This is a genomic window from Paenibacillus sp. Paensp111 (assembly GCF_059492195.1).
This window is the reverse complement of sequence record NZ_CP168527.1, coordinates 3,241,949-3,261,441: the sequence shown is the minus strand read 5'-3', so window position 1 is coordinate 3,261,441 and position 19,493 is coordinate 3,241,949. Positions and strand designations below refer to the sequence as shown.

19 protein-coding genes and 1 other annotated feature are annotated in these 19,493 nt (G+C 47.7%); of the genes, 17 read left to right on the top strand and 2 right to left on the bottom strand.

What is annotated here, in order from left to right; translation table 11 throughout:
* The first annotated feature begins 2 nt into the window (after positions 1-2).
* The 6 genes from ACEN86_RS15235 (at position 3) to leuA (ending at position 4,876) form a co-directional block, all read left to right on the top strand.
* Positions 3-416 carry a hypothetical protein gene (locus ACEN86_RS15235; protein ID WP_495634317.1) on the top strand — a complete coding sequence of 138 codons (414 nt, stop codon included), beginning with the start codon at positions 3-5 and terminating at the stop codon, positions 414-416.
* Between the two features lie 227 nt (positions 417-643).
* The gene (locus ACEN86_RS15230) at positions 644-982 is read left to right on the top strand and encodes a hypothetical protein (RefSeq protein WP_495631447.1); all 339 of its coding nucleotides are present in this window, start codon (positions 644-646) and stop codon (positions 980-982) included.
* 163 nt (positions 983-1,145) lie between these two features.
* Positions 1,146-1,625 (top strand): DinB family protein, encoded by a 480-nt coding sequence (locus ACEN86_RS15225; protein ID WP_495631446.1) that lies wholly within the window; start codon positions 1,146-1,148, stop codon positions 1,623-1,625.
* A 139-nt stretch (positions 1,626-1,764) separates the two neighbouring features.
* Positions 1,765-2,178 (top strand): ankyrin repeat domain-containing protein, encoded by a 414-nt coding sequence (locus ACEN86_RS15220; RefSeq protein WP_495631445.1) that lies wholly within the window; start codon positions 1,765-1,767, stop codon positions 2,176-2,178.
* Positions 2,179-2,228: 50 nt separating this feature from the next.
* The gene (locus ACEN86_RS15215; protein ID WP_495631444.1) at positions 2,229-2,666 is read left to right on the top strand and encodes a hypothetical protein; all 438 of its coding nucleotides are present in this window, start codon (positions 2,229-2,231) and stop codon (positions 2,664-2,666) included.
* A 183-nt stretch (positions 2,667-2,849) separates the two neighbouring features.
* Positions 2,850-3,118: a binding site (T-box leader), on the top strand.
* An 81-nt stretch (positions 3,119-3,199) separates the two neighbouring features.
* A complete protein-coding gene (gene leuA / locus ACEN86_RS15210; protein ID WP_495631443.1) occupies positions 3,200-4,876 on the top strand; it encodes a 2-isopropylmalate synthase in 1,677 nt (558 codons plus the stop codon).
* A 255-nt stretch (positions 4,877-5,131) separates the two neighbouring features.
* Here the strand turns inward: leuA and ACEN86_RS15205 are convergent, their stop codons facing one another.
* Complete coding sequence (locus tag ACEN86_RS15205; protein WP_495631442.1) at positions 5,132-5,476, bottom strand: helix-turn-helix domain-containing protein; 345 nt, start codon at positions 5,474-5,476, stop codon at positions 5,132-5,134.
* A gap of 156 nt (positions 5,477-5,632) precedes the next feature.
* Between ACEN86_RS15205 and ACEN86_RS15200 the strand changes: the two genes are divergently transcribed.
* Positions 5,633-6,523, top strand: a complete 891-nt coding sequence (locus ACEN86_RS15200) for a glycosyltransferase family 2 protein (protein ID WP_495631441.1) — start codon at positions 5,633-5,635, stop codon at positions 6,521-6,523.
* 268 nt (positions 6,524-6,791) lie between these two features.
* Entirely contained in the window at positions 6,792-7,664 is an 873-nt protein-coding gene (locus ACEN86_RS15195) for an SDR family oxidoreductase (RefSeq protein WP_495631440.1), read from the top strand.
* Positions 7,665-7,739: 75 nt separating this feature from the next.
* On the opposite strand, the gene yfbR is transcribed toward ACEN86_RS15195, so the two are convergent.
* Positions 7,740-8,339 (bottom strand): 5'-deoxynucleotidase, encoded by a 600-nt coding sequence (yfbR, locus tag ACEN86_RS15190; RefSeq protein ID WP_495631439.1) that lies wholly within the window; start codon positions 8,337-8,339, stop codon positions 7,740-7,742.
* 385 nt (positions 8,340-8,724) lie between these two features.
* Here yfbR and pnpS point away from each other — a divergent pair, with 385 nt between their 5' ends.
* From pnpS to ACEN86_RS15145, 9 genes are all read left to right on the top strand, one after another.
* A complete protein-coding gene (gene pnpS, locus ACEN86_RS15185; protein WP_495631438.1) occupies positions 8,725-10,527 on the top strand; it encodes a two-component system histidine kinase PnpS in 1,803 nt (600 codons plus the stop codon).
* Between the two features lie 116 nt (positions 10,528-10,643).
* Entirely contained in the window at positions 10,644-11,375 is a 732-nt protein-coding gene (locus ACEN86_RS15180) for a response regulator transcription factor (RefSeq protein WP_495631437.1), read from the top strand.
* Between the two features lie 122 nt (positions 11,376-11,497).
* On the top strand, positions 11,498-12,691 hold the full coding sequence (locus ACEN86_RS15175; protein WP_495631436.1) for a methyl-accepting chemotaxis protein: 1,194 nt from the start codon (positions 11,498-11,500) through the stop codon (positions 12,689-12,691).
* Between the two features lie 196 nt (positions 12,692-12,887).
* On the top strand, positions 12,888-13,643 hold the full coding sequence (pstB, locus tag ACEN86_RS15170) for a phosphate ABC transporter ATP-binding protein PstB (protein WP_127199932.1): 756 nt from the start codon (positions 12,888-12,890) through the stop codon (positions 13,641-13,643).
* Positions 13,644-13,664: 21 nt separating this feature from the next.
* Positions 13,665-14,324, top strand: a complete 660-nt coding sequence (gene phoU / locus ACEN86_RS15165; protein ID WP_495631435.1) for a phosphate signaling complex protein PhoU — start codon at positions 13,665-13,667, stop codon at positions 14,322-14,324.
* Between the two features lie 387 nt (positions 14,325-14,711).
* Positions 14,712-17,378 carry a DNA polymerase I gene (gene polA, locus ACEN86_RS15160; protein ID WP_495631434.1) on the top strand — a complete coding sequence of 889 codons (2,667 nt, stop codon included), beginning with the start codon at positions 14,712-14,714 and terminating at the stop codon, positions 17,376-17,378.
* 61 nt (positions 17,379-17,439) lie between these two features.
* Entirely contained in the window at positions 17,440-18,294 is an 855-nt protein-coding gene (gene mutM / locus ACEN86_RS15155; RefSeq protein ID WP_495631433.1) for a DNA-formamidopyrimidine glycosylase, read from the top strand.
* 12 nt (positions 18,295-18,306) lie between these two features.
* A complete protein-coding gene (coaE, locus tag ACEN86_RS15150) occupies positions 18,307-18,903 on the top strand; it encodes a dephospho-CoA kinase (RefSeq protein WP_495631432.1) in 597 nt (198 codons plus the stop codon).
* The gene (locus ACEN86_RS15145) at positions 18,900-19,463 is read left to right on the top strand and encodes a lytic transglycosylase domain-containing protein (protein WP_495631431.1); all 564 of its coding nucleotides are present in this window, start codon (positions 18,900-18,902) and stop codon (positions 19,461-19,463) included. The genes coaE and ACEN86_RS15145 overlap by 4 nt, the downstream gene beginning before the upstream one ends.
* Positions 19,464-19,493: the final 30 nt, after the last annotated feature.

Genomic DNA, 19,493 nt, shown 5'->3' with positions numbered 1-19,493 from the left:
CGATGATTTTTTTACATGTACTGGGTTCATTGGCACTAGGCTTCTACATTCTGCTGCCTTTTGTGCTGGGACGTCTTGGCAGCCTGTCTCTTTCCGCACAGGAAGGAACCGTCTCTGCCGTGAGAACGCTTAACCGCTACGGTCAGTATGGACTTATTCTACAGTTCCTGACAGGAGGTTATCTGATCAGTAAGGGGACTTACTCCATCGCCTGGATGGTTGTAGTTATTGTGCTGTTCCTGGCGGCAGGTGCGCTTAGTGGAATTATAGGCAAGCCGCTTCGTCTGGCTGTAGAAGGCATTCGTGCCAAGAACGAAGTAACCGATCATATTGGAAAAGTTCGTACACTCAGCTCCGTGCTTGCTGTTGTCATCGTGGTTATCGTGTACTTCATGGTTTTCCGTTATGTAATCTAAGCTCCAATATACATAAAGCTGTATCCCCAGATTTGGGGATACAGCTTTTTTGAGTCGCTGGTGTCTGAAGAAAATAAAGTCTTAGACTAGAAAAATCAAGTGTTAGGCTGACGGTGCTTCATTAAGCTAACGGGCAGGTTAACGCAACAATTGGGGAACTCTTACGTTAAAATTAAATGAGGTGTAAATTATTGGATTGAAGATATAAACATGGGGAGGGAACAAATTTGTATAAAATTTTGTTGATTGTCGTATTAACTTTGTTTGTAATTTCCGGATGCTCAATTAACTCAAAGTCTGATAATAATCAAGAATTGCGTGAAGCAGCATGGAATAGTCTGCCCAGCGAGGACAAACAAGAGGTTACAGATTGGAAAGTTGCAAAAGTTGATGCGTCCAATGGTAGTGATATGCCAGCCCCAAAGGGTGGGGGGAAGTATCCGGATGTAGAACATCTATTTAAGGTATCCTTTGAATCCAAAAGTGATAAAATCGTAGGACCAATTTTGGTTTTTGTTGATGGTGACACGAAAAAAACTGTCAGTTACAGCAAAACAGTCAAATAAGCATCTGTATCTTCAACTAACGGGACACGTTAGTTAAATAAAGGAAGCTTACGAGGTTGCCAAGATTATAGATGCCACCTCGTTAAGCTAACGGGCAGGAAAGCACAATATACAATGCGAATGGTATAAGTAACATAGTTGACAAAATACAGGGGGCTGCGACATGTTGAAACTATTCGAGTATAACTGGCAGGTTCGCAAAGATTGGTTAGACTGGTGCGATACGGTGAGCGAGGAAGAGTTAATGAAAAGACGCACCGGCGGCATAGGATACATACTTCCCACGCTGTATCACATTGTGGCAGTCGAATATGGCTGGATATGCGGTGGAATACAAAAAAAAGCGATTGAAATCCCTCCGTTCGAGGAAGTGTCCAGCTTGCAGCAAATAAAGGATTTTTCCGCCCGTTGCAACGTAGAACTCGCTCCATTTGTTTATGATTGGAATGACAGCCTGGAACACCGCATTATGATTGATATCACGGATGAAGGGGAACGGGAAGCCCATAAATACGGCGAAGTGATGCGGCACGTGATCGCCCACGAGATCCACCACATCGGTCAATTGTCTATATGGTCACGAGAAATCGGAAAAAAGCCGGTTACTGCAAACTTGATTGGCAGAGGATTGTTTGATAATTAACGTTGATATATCCTATTACGCTAACGGGTACGATAGTGTAGGAGTTGTATTGTTGCGACTCCTTTTTGGTTTATTGAAGTAACGGGCAGATTACGCAAATGGTCATTCGTGGTAAAATACCCTTAAAAGGGGGGGAGTCTTGGATGATAATATCTGTAGAGCAGTTGCGAATGGTGATATCGAGTGGGTTAAATCCCTTTTTACGAGAGGTATTAGTGCAAATTATGAGTGTATAAAAAGTAGTCATTCTTTACTGAATATAGCTGTAGAAAATGAACAATTAGAGGTAATAAAGTTCTTGCTTCAGAACGGGGCGGATATAAATTTTAAGAGTAATAAAGGATGGACGCCATTACATGTAGCGGTGGATATATCCATAGACGGTACAATTCAATCGGGTGGAAGTCCTGGAGAGGAACCAACGGAATTAATAAATTATTTGTTGGATAATGGTGCGGATAAAACCATCTTGGAATGTAACGGTAAAACCCCAATAGATATTGCAAAAGATTATAACTCACTAAAAATAATAAATTTGTTAGATAACTACTAGGCTCAGTTTGCTATAGGGAGTTTGCTTTTACATTGAAAGCAGGTTATAACATGAAATTTAAGCAATTAAATATTGGATGGGGAGCAGAACCTAATGCTCCTGAGCCACAAATAGAAATTGATAATACCCAAGGTAATTTGAAACTGATATTTTATTTAAATCCTTTCAAGTATGAGGATATTGACGAAGATACAAGGGCTGAAATCCAATTTAGTAAGTGTTATATGTTCAGATTAGGGTCAACAAATGATGAAGGATTCTACAAAGGGAAATGTAGGTTTTCAAAAACAGGAATTAAATGGGGCGAGTTTTATCAACTCGAAGAATCAGATTGGAAAAACACATTTCCAGAAGACAAGGTAATGGTGTTGAATCAACTGAAAAATGAAGAGAGATTATTGCATTACCTATTTTATTTTAGGGACGAAACATTTGAATGTTTGGCAGAAGATTTCCAATATAAGATTTTACATGATGATTTAAATTAATAATGAGTCATTGACCTAACGGGGAACGATAATTGAAGATTTTTCGAACAACTAGGGCGAAATTAAGATGCTAATTAAATTGACTAATCAAGCGCAACCGCCTGAGTAGTTTTCCTGCTGCCCGGAAAAATCAAAAAAAGGCAATTGACAATGTGGCACAGGTGTTATAGCATGACTTTAATATCTAATACGTTGAAAAGGAATAGTACGATTTTCTAAGCGCTCAGAGAGCTGTTGTTTGGTGTGAAACAGCCGCGAGGAAGAATGGAACTCACCTTGGAGTTGCCCGCTGAACCAGTAAAGTAGGCGGAGCCGGAATCCTGACCGTTATCATCAGGAGGATATAAGGTATGCCCACAGCTTTCGGGAACCTGTATCCGCAGAGTGCATGCCTACTATGGCATGAATTCGGAGTGGTACCGCGTAAGATTTCACAGTCTTTCGTCTCTGTTAACGGAGATGGAAGGCTTTTTTGTGTTATGTCTGCCTTTTAATGACCCAAAATGTCAAAAATTGATGGAGGATGGATACCCATGAAAAACGTTGAGAAATACGCTAGAGGTTACTTTGCGCCGCCTGAGGCAAGCTTGAAATGGACCCGCAAGGAGTATATTACGGAAGCCCCGATTTGGTGCAGCGTCGACCTTCGTGATGGAAATCAGGCGTTGATCGTTCCGATGAATTTGGAGGAGAAGCTGGAATACTTCAAAATGCTTGTGGAGATCGGGTTCAAGGAGATCGAAGTCGGATTCCCCGCAGCGTCGGAAACGGAATTCAACTTTCTACGGACATTGATCGAGCAGGACTTGATTCCGGATGATGTTACCATCCAAGTGCTGACCCAATCGAGGGAGCACATTATCCGCAGAACTTTTGAGTCGTTAAAAGGTGCAAAAAAGGCCGTCGTACATTTGTACAACTCGACTTCTGTAGCCCAGCGGGAACAAGTATTCCGCAAATCGAAAGAGGAAATTATCGACATCGCTTTAAACGGCGCCAAGCTGTTGAAAGAATGCGCGTCGGAAACGGAGGGGAACTTTCAGTTCCAGTATTCGCCGGAAAGCTTTACAGGTACGGAGATTGAGTTTGCGCTGGACATTTGCAATCATGTGCTCGGTATATGGCAGCCAACAGCGGAGAATCCGGTTATCATCAACTTGCCTGCAACGGTGTCCATGTCGATGCCTCACGTCTACGCTAGTCAGATTGAATATATGAGTGAACGCTTGCTTTACCGGGAGAATGTTATTCTATCCCTTCACCCGCATAACGATAGAGGCACGGGCGTGGCTGACGCCGAGTTGGGAATGCTGGCCGGAGCCCAGCGAGTAGAAGGTACTTTGTTCGGAAACGGGGAGAGAACGGGGAACGTAGACATTGTCACACTTGCCCTGAACATGTACTCACATGGAGTAGATCCGAAACTGAATTTTGAGAATATCCCGGCGATCCTCTCCGTTTATGAACGACTGGCCAAAATGAGAGTGAGCGAAAGACACCCTTACGGTGGCGAGCTTGTATTTACAGCTTTCTCCGGTTCGCATCAGGATGCGATTGCCAAGGGCATGAAATGGCGCGAAGAGAAGGAGCCGCAGCATTGGTCGGTCCCATATCTGCTAATCGATCCGTTGGATATCGGCAGACAATACGAAGGCGATATTATCCGCATCAACAGTCAGTCAGGCAAAGGCGGAATCGGTTATGTGCTTCAGCAAAAGTATGGGCTCGATCTTCCTCAGAAGATGCGTGAGCACTTTGGATATTGCATTAAGAATGTATCCGATCACCAGCAAAAAGAGCTACTTCCAGATGAAATATACGACATTTTTATTAAGGAATATGTGAATATTAATACGCCTACTGAGTTGGTTAAATACCGCATTAATGATGAGGATGATTTTGAAACCATTGTTGTTCTGCGGACGGGTGACGGCGTTAAGGAAATTACAGGTACGGGGAGCGGAAGGCTTGATTCGATCAGCAATGCCCTGCAAGCCTATCTTGGATTGGAATATAGCGATCTGGTCTATAAGGAGCATGCCTTGGAAATCGGCTCTAAATCACAAGCGGTCTCTTATATCGGAATAAAGTCCTCGGACAGCAGCGTATATTGGGGTTGCGGCATTGACGTAGATATTATGACCTCATCTGTCAAAGCTCTGTTTAGTGCTGTGAATCAAATGAGCCGTAATATGAACAAAAACAATTAATTCCAACCGTATTTGCTGAAGGGCCATCCCGAAAGGGGTGGCTTTTCCATTTGCCGTTAAGAGCAATGCGGAGAGGTGTATCATAGTTTACAGACAGGTCATTGAACTAACGGAATACGTTAGTTGAACGGATAGGTCAACAAAACAGCGGTAGTCTAGGACTTTGTTATCTCGTCCACGGCTACCGCTGTTTTTATAGTTGGGCCAACATACTCAGCATAAACTTTAATTTCTTTCTACAGCTGCTTACATTACTTATTCTTTGGTCTTCGAGAGCTCATCCAGGTGAGTGAACATGAGTTTGATCATATCCAGAGCCATTTGTTTCTCTTTGGCGGAACGGTTCATCATAATCTGGCGAATTTGGTCCACGAATTGATCGTCCGTGATCTCTATGGAATCATGAAGCAGATAATCCACCGTGACCCCGAGTTCGTTAGCCAGTCTGATTAAAGTATCCAGGGATAGACTGCGCTCCCCTCTCTCGATTTGTCCTATGTATGCGTCGGAGACATCGATCCTCTCTGCCAGCTTTTCTTGGGTCCAATGCATCTTACGGCGCTCCTGCCGCAGTCTTTTGCCGAGCGAATCATAGTTCATATAACCCCTCCTAGTATAAAAGTAGAGAATATGAGAGGTGAATTTAATATGCTGATAGTTTTATATATATTTACTTATAGTTTTATTTGGTTTATTATGGAAACTATAGCGGGAGTAATGCTATAAGTATGACCAAAGTAAGAAAGGATAAACGCTATGACCCTGGAGCAACCGATAGTATCCGTTATTATTGCTGTGCGTAATGAAGGAATCAACCTTCTAACTACGTTAGAGTCACTGAAAGTTTCCAAGACCGCAATGCCCTACGAAATCATTATTGTTGATGATGGATCCATAGACAGTTGTTGTGAATTTTTGTTTGGATACCGTATTCCCGCACCGGTTCATTATATCAGGACGGACCGCGTTGGGCCGGCAGAGGCCAGAAACCGCGGTGCACAGATAGCCAAAGGAAGAGTGTATATATTTTGTGCAGGTCATCTATATTTTGAAGACTACTGGATGGAGAAGCTCATTGCACCGATCTTAGGGAGGGAAGCGAACTGCACGAGTCCGGGGATATCCAGGTTTAGAGACACATCGGGGCACATTGGCTATGGACAAAAGCTGTGCCTGCCCCAGTTCACTACGGAATGGGTTCATGATTTGTCCCCTTCTTTTGAAGCAGCGGTTATGCCATGGGAGTGTATAGCAGTAGAGACTGAGAGCTTTCACAGCGTAGAAGGATTTGACCGTGGATTTAGAGACGAATCCGCGATAGCAGCGGAGTTCTCCCTCCGAATGGGGTTATTTGGCTATCGGTGTCTGATCGAGCCTGCCATTCATCTTTTATTGGTAGAACGAACGAAATTCCCTTATGTCCCTCCCGCCGATAACAGGGGGTACCATCTGCTTAGAATGGCTGTATTGCATTTTAACGAAGAGAGATTGCTGAGAACCTGGGAGACACTAGGCAGAAATGAAGAGTCGGCAGGCTGGGAGTCTGAAATTAAGGATTCGGGTGCATTTGAGGACAGGGAGAAGTTCAGGACTAACCGCAGGTATGATGATACCTGGTTCTTTGAGCGTTACTATATTGAATTCTAGAAAAGTTAAACCTAGCAATTACCCACAAGGAAGAGTGAGAAATGATTCGATTCTGAGAAAAGCGAAGTGTTCGCCTTGTGACCGGACCAGGAAGAATATTTACGCGGCTGTATAGTCTTGCCTGTAAATTGTTTGCCATAAGGGGGTTGGTGGTAAGTATGTGTAGGTATAATGTCCAAGCCATTCTTGCATCCTATATGAATTGGACGTCCATTCCATATAGAGATGGTCATGAATCCTAGTCCAACTTAAGGAAGGAGAGCTTACATTGTCACAGAATAACCAGCAACCCAAGCAAACCATGCCACCCCAGCATCAAACCCAAAGACCGGGGATTGAGGAACAGATGAATCCACTCCCACAGTATGAGGGTAATTATATGCCTGCGGGCAAGTTGAAAGGCAAGATCGCGCTCATCACCGGGGGTGACAGCGGGATCGGACGTGCTGTTGCACTCGCATATGCCAAAGAAGGCGCTGATGTAGCCATTGTATATTTGAATGAGCATGATGATGCCAAGAAGACGCAGGATGAGATCGAGAAGACAGGGCGGAAGGCTTATCTTATACCTGGAGATATCGGCGATGAAGCTTTCGCTCAGGAAGCTGTGCAGAAGACGGTAAGCGAGCTCGGGGGACTGGATATCCTGGTCAACAATGCAGGGGAACAGCACCCTCAGGAGAACATTGAGGATATTACCGCAGAACAGCTGGAGCGTACGTTCCGTACGAACATCTTCGCGATGTTCTATTTGACCAAAGCGGCCATGCCTCATCTGAAGAAAGGCAGCACCATTATCAACACTGCTTCTGTCACGGCATACAAAGGAAGCCCGGCGCTGCTCGATTATTCATCGACCAAAGGGGCCATTGTCAGCTTCACGCGTTCTCTCTCGATGAATCTCGTCAGCAAGAAGGGGATTCGCGTTAATGCGGTTGCACCGGGTCCGATCTGGACACCGCTTATTCCATCGACCTTCGATGAAGAGAAGGTGAAGCAGTTCGGGGCGGACTCACCCATGCAGCGGCCGGGTCAGCCGGAAGAACTGGCCGCGACTTATGTGTTCCTCGCCTCCGAGGATTCATCTTATATCAGCGGACAAGTCATTCATGTGAATGGCGGCGAGATTGTGAACGGGTAAGCTTCAAGGCGGTATCTGAGTGTGAGTACTCGGATACCGCTTTTTTGCTGCAACAATCCAGGTGTATAAATAACGTTAGTCCTCCAGCTCGTCCGACAGTTCGTCTAAAGTTAATTCAAAGCTCGGTGCCAGATGAACCAGGAAGTAGGAGACCTCTGGCATATTCAGACTCTCCAGCTTATGCTGAAGCTGGGCCTTGGCGGCCGCAAATTCACGGTTGCCTGTGGCCACCTCCCACGAGCATTTCAAGTAGGCATCAAGGCTGTCAGCGGCTTTTACATACTTTCGGAGTTCCTTATCGGTCTCGGAGGCAGGATCAAGCAGAGGGGCATAGACCGCCTTAAGGGACGGGGGAATCATAGAAGTAAGCCGCTCAGCCGCAATAGCCTCCATCTCTCTGAAATTGGAGAGCAGCCTCGGATTATGATGCTTCACAGGAGTCGGGATATCCCCCGTGAACACTTCTGTCGCGTCATGGAACAGGGCCAGTGTGGCCGCGCGGTCAGCTTGTAGCTGCTTGCCGTAGAGCTGATTCCCAATTTCGCATAAGATATGCGCCAGAATCGCAACATGGTAGGAATGCTCGGCCACATTCTCTGTGGACGTGCTCCGCATCAGACTCCAGCGGTTAATGGCTCTTAATCTGTACATGTAAGCAGAAAAGTGATAGTTCATGAACGGACCTCTTTCGGGAAGTATTAAAATGAACTTAGAAAAATGGTATACGGCTGAGGTGTAACGGAGGGGAAGCTTGGAACTGTAGGAGCGAACGCGATCGCCTAAAAGCTTTCTAAAAGAAAGCTACATCGGAAGCATTTGCTTTTTACCCGGACTTCAACCGAGCAATACGGTATATATAAGAATTCTGGTGACAACAGCGACCGAAAGTCCAAGCATTCCTCGTAGTTATGTCTATACCCGAAATGTGGCCATTTTAACTAAGTTTTATATAGATAATACTCCCATTACATTGTGTTATTATAATACTAACAATGTTAACCAACAGATGCAGAATGAGGCAAGCTCTAATTCTACTAAATTATACTCAAAGGAAGAGAACATGAAGACATTCCGAATGCGGTTAACCCTGATTTTAATGGGTCTTGTGGGAATTTCGATGCTCGCCGCAGGACTTACCATGGCCCAAGTATTCAAAGATTCTCATATTACAGCTCTTGAGGACAATATGGCCCGGGAAATAAATCTCATATCCAGTACTTTGGAACTCCCGGGGATTGAAGGCAACTCGGGTGCCATGACCTACTATACAAACCAAGCGAAGCAGATTGATAAGCTAACGAATTCGAGGGTTACTTTTATTGGCCTGAGCGGTAAGGTCGTAGGTGATTCAGAGAGTGATCCATCCAAAATGGGTGATCATAGCACTCGCGAAGAGGTCCTATCTGCGAAGAAGAACGGCAATACAGGGACATCCATTCGCTACAGCAGTACGGTGCATGAGAATATGCTGTACGTGGCCAAGCACGTGGTCTCCAAGCAGGGGTTCGACGGCTACATTAGGCTGTCTATGAGCCTTCAGACGGTAGAGGAAGGTCTCCGCAAAGGCTGGGCATTAATGATCGGCGGACTGGTGGTGCTCTTCCTGGCTGCAGCCTTGGTTAGTTATCGGGTTGCTATAGGCCTTACCAGGCCGATTGAACATATTACAACGGTGGCTCACCGGATCTCCAAGCTGGATTATGATGCCCGTGTAGATCTGGAGCGCCAGGATGAGATTGGGCAGCTGGGCCAAGCCATTAATGGCATGGCGGACAGTCTGCAGCTCCAGCTTAAGCGGATCCGTGATAACGAGGATCTTCTGCAAAGTGTTCTCTCCAATATGACGGGCGGTATTCTCATGGTCGATACAAATGACCGAATTGCCCTAGTGAACCGGGAGACCGAGCGGATATTACGCCTCAAGGATAAATACATGCTGGGCAAGCTGTATCATGAAATCAAGCGAAGCTATGAGCTGACCCGCTTCATGGATGAGGGGATTTCCCGTAAGGAGCATATGAGTGAAGAACGTACAATTTATGATCCTGAGGAGAAAATCCTCCATTTTGACAGTGTCCCCATGTTTGAGGATGATGGCTCTTACCGCGGCATGCTGTTCCTGCTTCGGGATGTAACGGAGATTCGCAAGCTGGAAGTGATGCGGAGTGAATTCGTCGCGAATGTCTCGCATGAACTCAAGACACCGATCGCCGCAGTCAAAGGTTTCGCCGAGACGCTGCTGTCTGGAGGAGTCAAGGATGAAGAGACAAGCCGTTCATTCCTGCAGATTATTTATGATGAAGGTGACAGACTTAACCGCTTGATCGGTGATATTCTCGAGCTGTCCAAGATTGAATCCAGGCGTGTGCCGTTAGAATATTCACCTGTACACGTGCACACGCTGCTTGGAAGTATCTTTGAAGTCCTGCAGTCCTCTGCTGCCAAGAAATTCATAACGATGAAGCTAGAGGTTCCCGAGGAATTGTTCATGGAAGCAGATGAAGACCGCCTTCGGCAAATCTTCATGAATCTCCTGTCCAATGCCATCAGTTACACACTGGACGGCGGGAGAGTCAAAGTTACGGCAGAAAGCATTGGCGAGAATTCCGGCGAGGAGGAGAAGGTTCGCTTTATTATTAGTGATACCGGTATCGGCATACCCAAGAAGGACCTGCCGAGGATATTCGAGCGCTTCTACCGGGTGGATAAGGCCCGTTCGCGCAGCTCAGGCGGAACAGGACTTGGGTTATCGATTGTGAAGCACCTGGTCGAGCTTCATCATGGAACAATCCGGGTCGAGAGCAAGGTTGGCGAGGGAACGATGTTTATTCTGGATTTACCTTTATTGCACAATGTAGAGTAGTATTAGAAGAAAGTTGACTACTTTACACACCGTTAACACTCTCGTGATATGCTATCCATGTCAACATTTGTCAACATTTATTCCGATTTGAAAAAATGGGGGTACTAAGAGTATATATGACGCATAGACTTTTGGTTATTGAGGATGAGCCAACCTTGTCCAGGTTATTGTCCTATAACCTTTCTAATGAAGGTTATGAGGTTACAGTAGAAGAGCATGGACAGACCGGCTGCGATACGGCGCTGAGGTCAGATTTTGATCTGATTCTGTTGGATTTGATGCTGCCGGGGATGAACGGATTTGAGATTATGTCCAAGCTGCGGAGTGAAGGGGTTAAGACCCCTATTGTCATCCTAACCGCCAAGAATGCAGAAGAAGAGGTTGTGCAGGGGCTTAAGTCAGGAGCGGATGATTACATTACCAAGCCTTTCGGAGTAGCCGAACTGCTGGCCCGTGTGGCCGCTGTCCTCAGAAGATCCACCGGACAGGATGAGCGGGATAAGCCTCAGCTGCAGCCTGAGTCGCAGATCAGTCTGGGTGAGCTGGCTATTTACCCGGAGAAGTACGAAGTGACGCTTGGCGGGGAGCATATTACGCTTCGTCCCAAGGAATTCGAGGTCCTGCTATATTTGGCGAGGAAGCCAGGCGTGGTTATGACCCGGGATGACTTGATGAATGCGGTATGGGGCTTCGACTATATCGGAGGCCAGCGTACGGTCGATGTCCATGTAAGCTCGCTGCGCAAGAAGCTTGAGCTTGATCCGCAGTCTGTACATATCGATTCGATCCGCGGAGTCGGCTACAAGCTCGTGGTTAACAAGAAGAGAACGGCCCATCATTTTGGATAAATGATGGGTTTTTACTTTGATTACAAGCTTTTTACAAAATAGCCGTGCTCGGTTAACACTCTGCTGACACTATTATCCTATATTTCTGGATATAGGAATAAAGTCATAGGAGTGAAGACCACATGAGCAATCAAGCCTCTGCAGTCCTTGAAAGGCCGATTCTAGAGAAGATTACACCTATACATAAGCTTATAGATATTGAAGAAACTGCGATGACTACAACGAACGAGGAAGCTGTTCCGACCCCTATTCCTGTGGCCGCAGAACTATTTTGCCGTGAGGTCCCTGTAGTGGATTCCAGCGAAATCTGCGGTGAGGTGCTGCGAAGGTTCCGCTCAGATGATGTAATTCCGTGCGTCATTCTTGTGGATGCAGAGACGGGTGCCCTTTCCCTGATTATGCGGGACAGCTTCTACCGGTTATTTGCCGGTCGATTCGCGTCCGACCTATTCTATGAGAAGGCTGCCGTCCTATTCGCGGAACGGAAGCCTTTGGTGCGGGAAGTTACGGATGCACCGGAGAAGTTGATTGATGCGGCATTAGGCCGGGATACTGAACACTTCTACCAATGCATGATCCTGACCGATGAAGGGAAAGTAAAAGGAGTATTGACCGTTCAGGATCTTATGGTGCTCTCCAGAAGCCTGCAGCGGAAAGCGGATGAGGCCAGAGTTATCACGGTTCAGGAGAGCCATGAACGTCTTGAGCGGATAGAACGCTCGGTTCATGCCGTATCTGAAGCCGCGGAGCGGAGTCTTCGTGAGGCGGAGACGATGAGCAGCCTCGTCAGATCCGGAAGATCTGAGCTCCGGCAGGTACGTGAATCGTTCCACCGGGTATTGACCATTACGGGCAACCAGGAGAAGCAGGTCAACGAGCTATTGCAGCGAACTGTTGAAATCTCGGAGGTCACCAGAGCCATCAGGGAGCTCGCGGATCGCAGCGGAATGCTTGCCATGAATGCAACCATTGAAGCGGCTCATGCCGGAGAGCATGGCCGCGGATTCGCCGTAGTGGCGAACGAGGTGCGTAATTTGTCGGCACAGACGAAGAAGTTCTCGGAAGAGATTGGGAAGACGCTTACCGTGATTAGCGAAATGGTCAGCGAGACAGCAAGCATGTCTGCCGCATCGGCCGCCGAGGTGGAAGGGAGCGAGAGCCGGGTGGCTGAAGCAGATACGACCTTTGAATCTCTGGTTGAAGCCGTGCAAAGTGTCGAGCTTCGCGGACGGGACATGCACATATCCGCGGATGAAGCTGCGCAGAGAGCTCATCTTGTTATGAAGGAGCTTGAGCGATTGTTAGAGCTGCATTAATCCGTGAAGTATGGGTACTACGGGAATCCCGGTACTAATTACCCGGATATTTTACACTGCGTTTACAATTCTGCACATTCACCTTTACACAAGACAAGTAAGATCGATATGTATGTTCAGAATCAATAGGTTTACGTTAATCTGAAGCCCGCGGGCTTCTTTTATCTTACAAGGCGTTAATTGAAGGAGAAGAGACATGGAAGCGATCATCAATATTGACAAGTTAAATTTGTACTATGAATCTTATCATGCGCTTAAGGATGTATCCATGGACATTCCCGAGAAGGCGATCACAGCATTCATTGGACCGTCCGGATGCGGGAAGTCCACGCTGCTGCGTACCCTTAACCGGATGAATGATATGATCGCAGGTACCCGGATCGAAGGCGCCGTGAAGATTGGCGGAACCGACATCTATAGTGACGACGTTCACGTTGAAGCCCTGCGAAAGCGGGTTGGCATGGTATTCCAGCAGCCGAATCCTTTCCCCAAATCCATTTATGATAATATTGCCTATGGCCCACGCCTTCACGGCATTCGCAGCAAATCAGAGCTTGATGAGATCGTGGAACAAAGTCTGCGGCAAGCTGTGCTGTGGGATGAAGTGAAGAATTTCCTGAAGCGTTCCGCTCTAAGTCTGTCGGGTGGACAGCAGCAGCGTCTGTGTATTGCTAGAGCACTGGCTGTGCAGCCCGATATCCTGCTCATGGACGAGGCAACGTCGGCGCTTGATCCGATATCTACACTCAAGATTGAAGAATTGGTGCAGGAGTTAAAAGATAGGTATACAATTGTCATGGTAACGCATAACATGCATCAGGCAGCACGGATTTCAGGCAGAACCGTGTTCTTCTTGAATGGAGAAGTTGTTGAGGCAGATGAAACCCAAAAGCTGTTCTCAACCCCGCAGGACTCCAGAACCGAGGATTATATTTCCGGTCGTTTTGGTTAAGTAGAAGGAGGCATCTAGTTCATGATACGTAGAAAAGAATTTGATCAAAACTTAGAGGAACTGCGGAATTTGCTCCGTGCGATGGGCGACCACGTGCAGGAGGCACTCAAAGGAGCGATTGACACGCTCCAAACCTCAAATATAGCCAAAGCCGAGGAAATTATTAAGCGGGATATGGATCTCAATCAAATGGAAGAGCAGATTATGGAGATCGGTTCGCGTCTGATTGTTACCCAGCAGCCGGTAGCCAAGGATCTGCGCCGCATTATTGTTGCCTTCAAGATCTCCAGCGATCTGGAGCGAATGGGTGACTTGTCGATTGATATAGCCAAAGTAACCCTGCGCATTGAAGGCCAGGAGTTGATCAAGCCGCTTGTGGATATTCCGCGAATGGCTGAACTGGCAGGCATCATGGTTGAGGAATCCCTGCAGTCTTATCTGGATGAGAATACGGATCTTGCGTATAAAATGGCTCAGGACGACGATGAAATTGATCATTTGTACAGCCAGATCATCCGCGATCTCTATGCCTTTATGACGGCAAATCCGGACAATGTGCAGCAGGCCATGCTGCTGACGCTGGTTGGCCGCTACATTGAGCGTATTGCCGATCATGCCACCAACATTGGAGAGAGCGCTGTATATCTCGCTACAGGCCAGCGCCCCGATCTAAATAATTAAAAACAGTTAATCCAGCGCCAGTCAGGGGAGAGATCCTTTTGACTGGCGTTTTGTTGTCTTGCTCTCTGCATGCTTCTTCAAAGATCCGCTATCTTTTTTAGTATCTGTTTTTGAAACAACTTCGTCGTAGCCTGCGGAGAGACGAACGATTGCGGACAAGCGTTAGCGGTCGCCTTTGGTTTTGGAATTCATCCGCTTAAGACTCATTCCAGAAATTCAAAAACAACAGTGATGGGAGCAACGTTCGTCCTCGGAGCCCTTCGAACACAAAACAAACTCCTCAACATGATCAGGGCTTTGGGGCAGCACCTCTTTTTAATTTCTTAATCGGACAGCCCTTGTGTTATCATTAGAGTTAGATAGTAGTACGAAGGAACGAGGTGTAGTATGGAAAAATTGATTCTGATTGATGGCAACAGCATTATTTATCGCGCGTTCTTCGCGATGCCTCCGCTGACGAATTCGAGCGGTATGCATACCAATGCCGTATATGGCTTTACTAACATGCTGCTGCGCTTGATCCAGGAAGAGCAGCCTACACATATGATGGTGGCTTTCGATGCGGGTAAGGAGACGTTCCGGCATGAGGGTTACCAAGAATATAAAGGAGGCCGGGAGAAGACGCCTCCAGAATTGTCAGAACAATTCCCGCTGCTTAAGGAGCTGCTCGACAGCTTCGGAATAACGCGGTTTGAACTTAAAGGCTACGAAGCAGATGATATTATCGGCACAGTGAGCAGGCAGGCTGATGAGTCCGGCCGTCAGGTTATTGTGGTTACCGGTGATAAAGATATGCTGCAGCTGGTCTCGGACAATGTGAAGGTCTCCCTGACACGTAAAGGGGTCTCCGAGGTGGAGCCTTACGGCGTGCAGGAGATTCAAGAGCGGTATGGTCTGACTCCGGCCCAGATCGTAGATCTTAAAGGGCTGATGGGAGATACCTCGGATAACATTCCGGGTGTTCCTGGTATTGGAGAGAAGACGGCGCTTAAGCTGCTCCATCAATTTGGTTCTGTGGAAGAAGTGCTTGCACGTACGGATGAGTTAAAGGGCAAGCAGAAAGAGAACCTCATCAACCACGCAGAAGATGCACGGATGAGCAAGCGGCTTGCTACCATCTTCCGTGAGGTGCCGCTTGAGCACCTATGGGACGATATGGCATTTAGCGGCCTTCAGGAAGAGAAGGCGGCTCCCGTGCTGCAGAAGCTTGAGTTCAAATCCTTGATGGAACGTCTGTCCTTCACGGCGGGTCCGAATTCCGGAGAAGGGAAAGCGGATCAAGCTCAGGAGGTTGAACCTGTCCAGGTTGCTGTGGTGGATGAAGCGGGAATGGAGGCTTTTACAGCCAAGCTTGGAGAAATTGAAGTGCTGCATGTGGAGACGAACGGGGATAATCCGCACCATGCTGATATTATCGGGCTGATTCTTTCAACGAAGGACAGCCACTATTATATTTCTAGTGAACTGCTGAAGCAGCCAGCTGGCGAACCTGTTCGGCAGTGGCTTGCGAATGCCAAGGCTCCCAAGAAGGGCTATGACCTTCACAGGATCGACCTGGCGCTTCACTGGCAGGGCATTGTCTTTGAAGGGGCTGCCTTTGATATTCAGCTCGCCGCTTATCTGCTGGACCCTACCGAGAACAACCAGACGCTTAGCGGCCTGGCATCCAAGTACGAACTGTCCTTCCTGGCTCCGGATGATGAGGTGTTCGGCAAGGGAGCGAAATACAAAGTGCCTGATACAGAGGTGCTGAGTCTTCATTTGGCCCATAAAGCGGCAACCGCCCAGAAGATCATTCCGCTGCAGGAGCAGGAGCTGGAGAAGAACGAGATGAATCGTCTGTTCTATGAGCTTGAGATGCCGCTATCCCGTATTCTTGCAGATATGGAGAAGCAGGGTATTGCGGTGAACCGTGAAGATCTTCAGGAGCTGGGAAAAGAGTTCGAGACGCAGATCCGCAGACTTGTTCAGCATATCTATGAACTGGCGGGCATGGAATTTAACATTAATTCCCCGAAACAGCTGGGCGAAATCCTATTCGACAAGCTGGGACTTCCCGTAATCAAGAAGACCAAGACCGGCTACTCCACAGATGCGGAAGTGCTGGAGAAGCTGGCTCCTTATCATGATATTGTACAGTCCATTCTGGAGTACCGCCAGCTGGCCAAGCTCCAGTCCACCTATGTGGAAGGTCTGCTTAAAGAGATTCGCCCGGAGACGGGCAAGGTCCACACGTATTACCGTCAGACCATTGCGGCCACGGGACGGCTCAGCAGCCAATATCCGAATTTGCAAAATATCCCGATCCGCATGGAAGAAGGACGCAAGATCCGCAAGGTATTCGTTCCTTCCGAGCCGGGCTGGCACATTCTGGCGGCAGACTATTCCCAGATCGAGCTTCGCGTTCTGGCCGATATCTCAGGAGATGAGCGGCTTAAGGAAGCGTTCGTCAATGATATGGATATCCATACGAAGACGGCGAGTGATGTGTTCGGTGTGTCCCCGGAGCAGGTGGATTCGAACATGCGCCGCTCCGCGAAAGCCGTCAATTTCGGGATTGTGTACGGAATCAGTGATTATGGTCTGTCCCAGAACCTTAACATTACACGTAAAGAAGCGGCCAAGTTCATCGACCAGTATTTCGACGTGTTCCAAGGGGTTCGCAAGTATATGGACGATATCGTCAAGGAAGCGAAGCGCGACGGGTATGTTAAGACCCTGCTGGAGCGCCGCCGCTACCTTCCGGAGATTAATGCTTCGAACTTTAACCTTCGGTCATTCGCTGAACGTACGGCCATGAATACCCCAATTCAGGGGACCGCAGCTGATATTATTAAGCTGGCTATGGTCTTGATGAATGATGTGCTTAGAGAACATGGGCTAAAAAGCCGTATGCTGCTCCAAGTACACGATGAACTTGTATTTGAAGTGCCGGGAGATGAGCTGGAGCTTATGACGAGGCTCGTTCCGGAGACCATGGAGAAGGCGCTGCCTTTGTCTGTTCCGCTTAAAGCGGAGGTAAGCAGCGGGCTGAACTGGTATGAAGCGAAATAAAAGTCGCTGATGTCATCTGCTTGTACCGTTATTATAAGGAAGTACCCGAGGTGATTGAAGAATGCCGGAATTGCCGGAAGTGGAGACCGTTCGAAGAACACTTAGTCAGCTGATCAAAGGTAAGACCATTAAGAATGTTACGGTCTCTTTGCCAAGGATTATCCAGAGACCTGATGATATAGAGCAGTTTAGGCTTGAGCTTCAAGGACACACTATAGCTGATGTGGGGCGCAGAGGGAAATTCCTGAGAATCATTATGGACGGGCTCGTCCTTGTCTCCCATCTGAGGATGGAAGGCCGATATGGGGTCTATGACAGCAGTGAGCCGGTGGAGAAGCACACGCATGTCATATTTCATTTTACAGACGGGACTGAGCTTCGTTATAAGGATGTGCGCCAATTTGGGACGATGCACCTGTTCCACCCTGGTGAGGAATTTGAGACGAAGCCTCTGCTGAAGCTGGGGCTGGAGCCTTTGGATGAGGCTTTTACCTTTGAAGCGTTCAAGGCCGTTATTGCTGCCCGGAAGACGAAGATTAAGCCAGCTCTGCTGAATCAGGAATATGTAGTGGGGCTTGGGAATATTTATGTGGATGAGGCCTTGTTCCGTGCAGGAATCCATCCCGAGAGGTTATGCAATGAACTGAATGAGGAAGAGCTTGTCCGGCTGTATGAGGCCATCATACTGACCTTAAGTGAAGCGGTTGAAGCCGGCGGCTCATCGATCAAGTCCTATGTGAATGGACAAGGAGAGATGGGCATGTTCCAGCACTCGCTTCAGATATACGGGCGCAAGGCGGCTCCTTGCGTAGTATGCGGTACACCTGTCGAGAAGTCTGTGGTTGGAGGGCGCGGTACTCATTATTGTCCAAGCTGCCAGCTTATTCAGGCGAGTAAGACCAAGAAGAAGCATTAATGAGGTGAAGAAATGAATATCGGGCTGACCGGTGGAATTGCAACCGGGAAAAGTACGGTCTCGCAAATGCTCGTAAAGCGGGGCGCGCTGCTGATTGATGCGGATGTGGTAGCCAGGGAGGTTATGCTGCCTGGACATCCTGTACTGGAAGCCGTCATCGCACACTTTGGACAAGCTATGCTGCTTGCGGACGGAACTCTGGACCGGAAGAAGCTGGGAGAGTATATTTTCACACATCAAGAGGAAAGAAAAGTACTCGAGAGCATTACTCATCCTGCCATACGCGCTGAAATGCGCGGGCGGGCTGCTGAGTATGAAGCTATGTATCCGGAACGGCTTGTCGTCTCGGATATTCCGCTTCTATATGAGACAGGGCAGGGCTCGTCTTTTGAAGAGGTTATGGTTGTCTATATCCCGCGAGAGATGCAGCTAACCCGGCTGATGAATCGAAATGGATTGTCTGAGGAGGAAGCCGTCTCCCGAATATCAGCCCAAATGGATATTGAAGAGAAACGGAAGCTGGCTGATATCGTGATCGACAACAGCTTGGGGCTCGAGTATACCGAGCGGCAGATCGATGAATTCTGGCTTCGTAAAGGATTGCTATGAAGTGGCTGCGTAAGAAGAGGGTGCTGCTTTTATTGTTTCTTGGGTTCACGGTGCTCGTATTCTTCAACAGCGGGTGGCTGACGTTATTCTATCCCATCCACTATAAAGACGAGATCCGGACCTATGCCAAAGAGAATCAGATCGATCCTTTCATGGTTGCTGCCATTATCCGTGTAGAGACGAATTACAAGGCTGATCAGGAGTCCCACAAAGGGGCTCTCGGAGTTATGCAAATTATGCCGGACACGGCCGAGTGGGTCATCAGCAAAGCTAAATTTGAGGATGTCTCATTGGAAAGCCTGAGGGAAGATCCGAATAAAAATATTCAGATCGGAAGCTGGTACTTAAAGTCCCTGTATGATCAATTTAACGGGAATCAAACCGCGGTGATTGCGGCTTACAATGCCGGCCCCACGAAAGTGAAGAGCTGGCTGAAGAGCGGCAAATGGGATGGCCGGCTTGAGACCTCGAAGGACATACCTTTTGGGGAGACCCGGCATTATGTACAGAGAGTGGCCCATTATTATGAGCAGTATGTGAGTATTTACAAGGAGTTTTAGCGGCTGGCATGCTTATGAAAAAGAGCACCC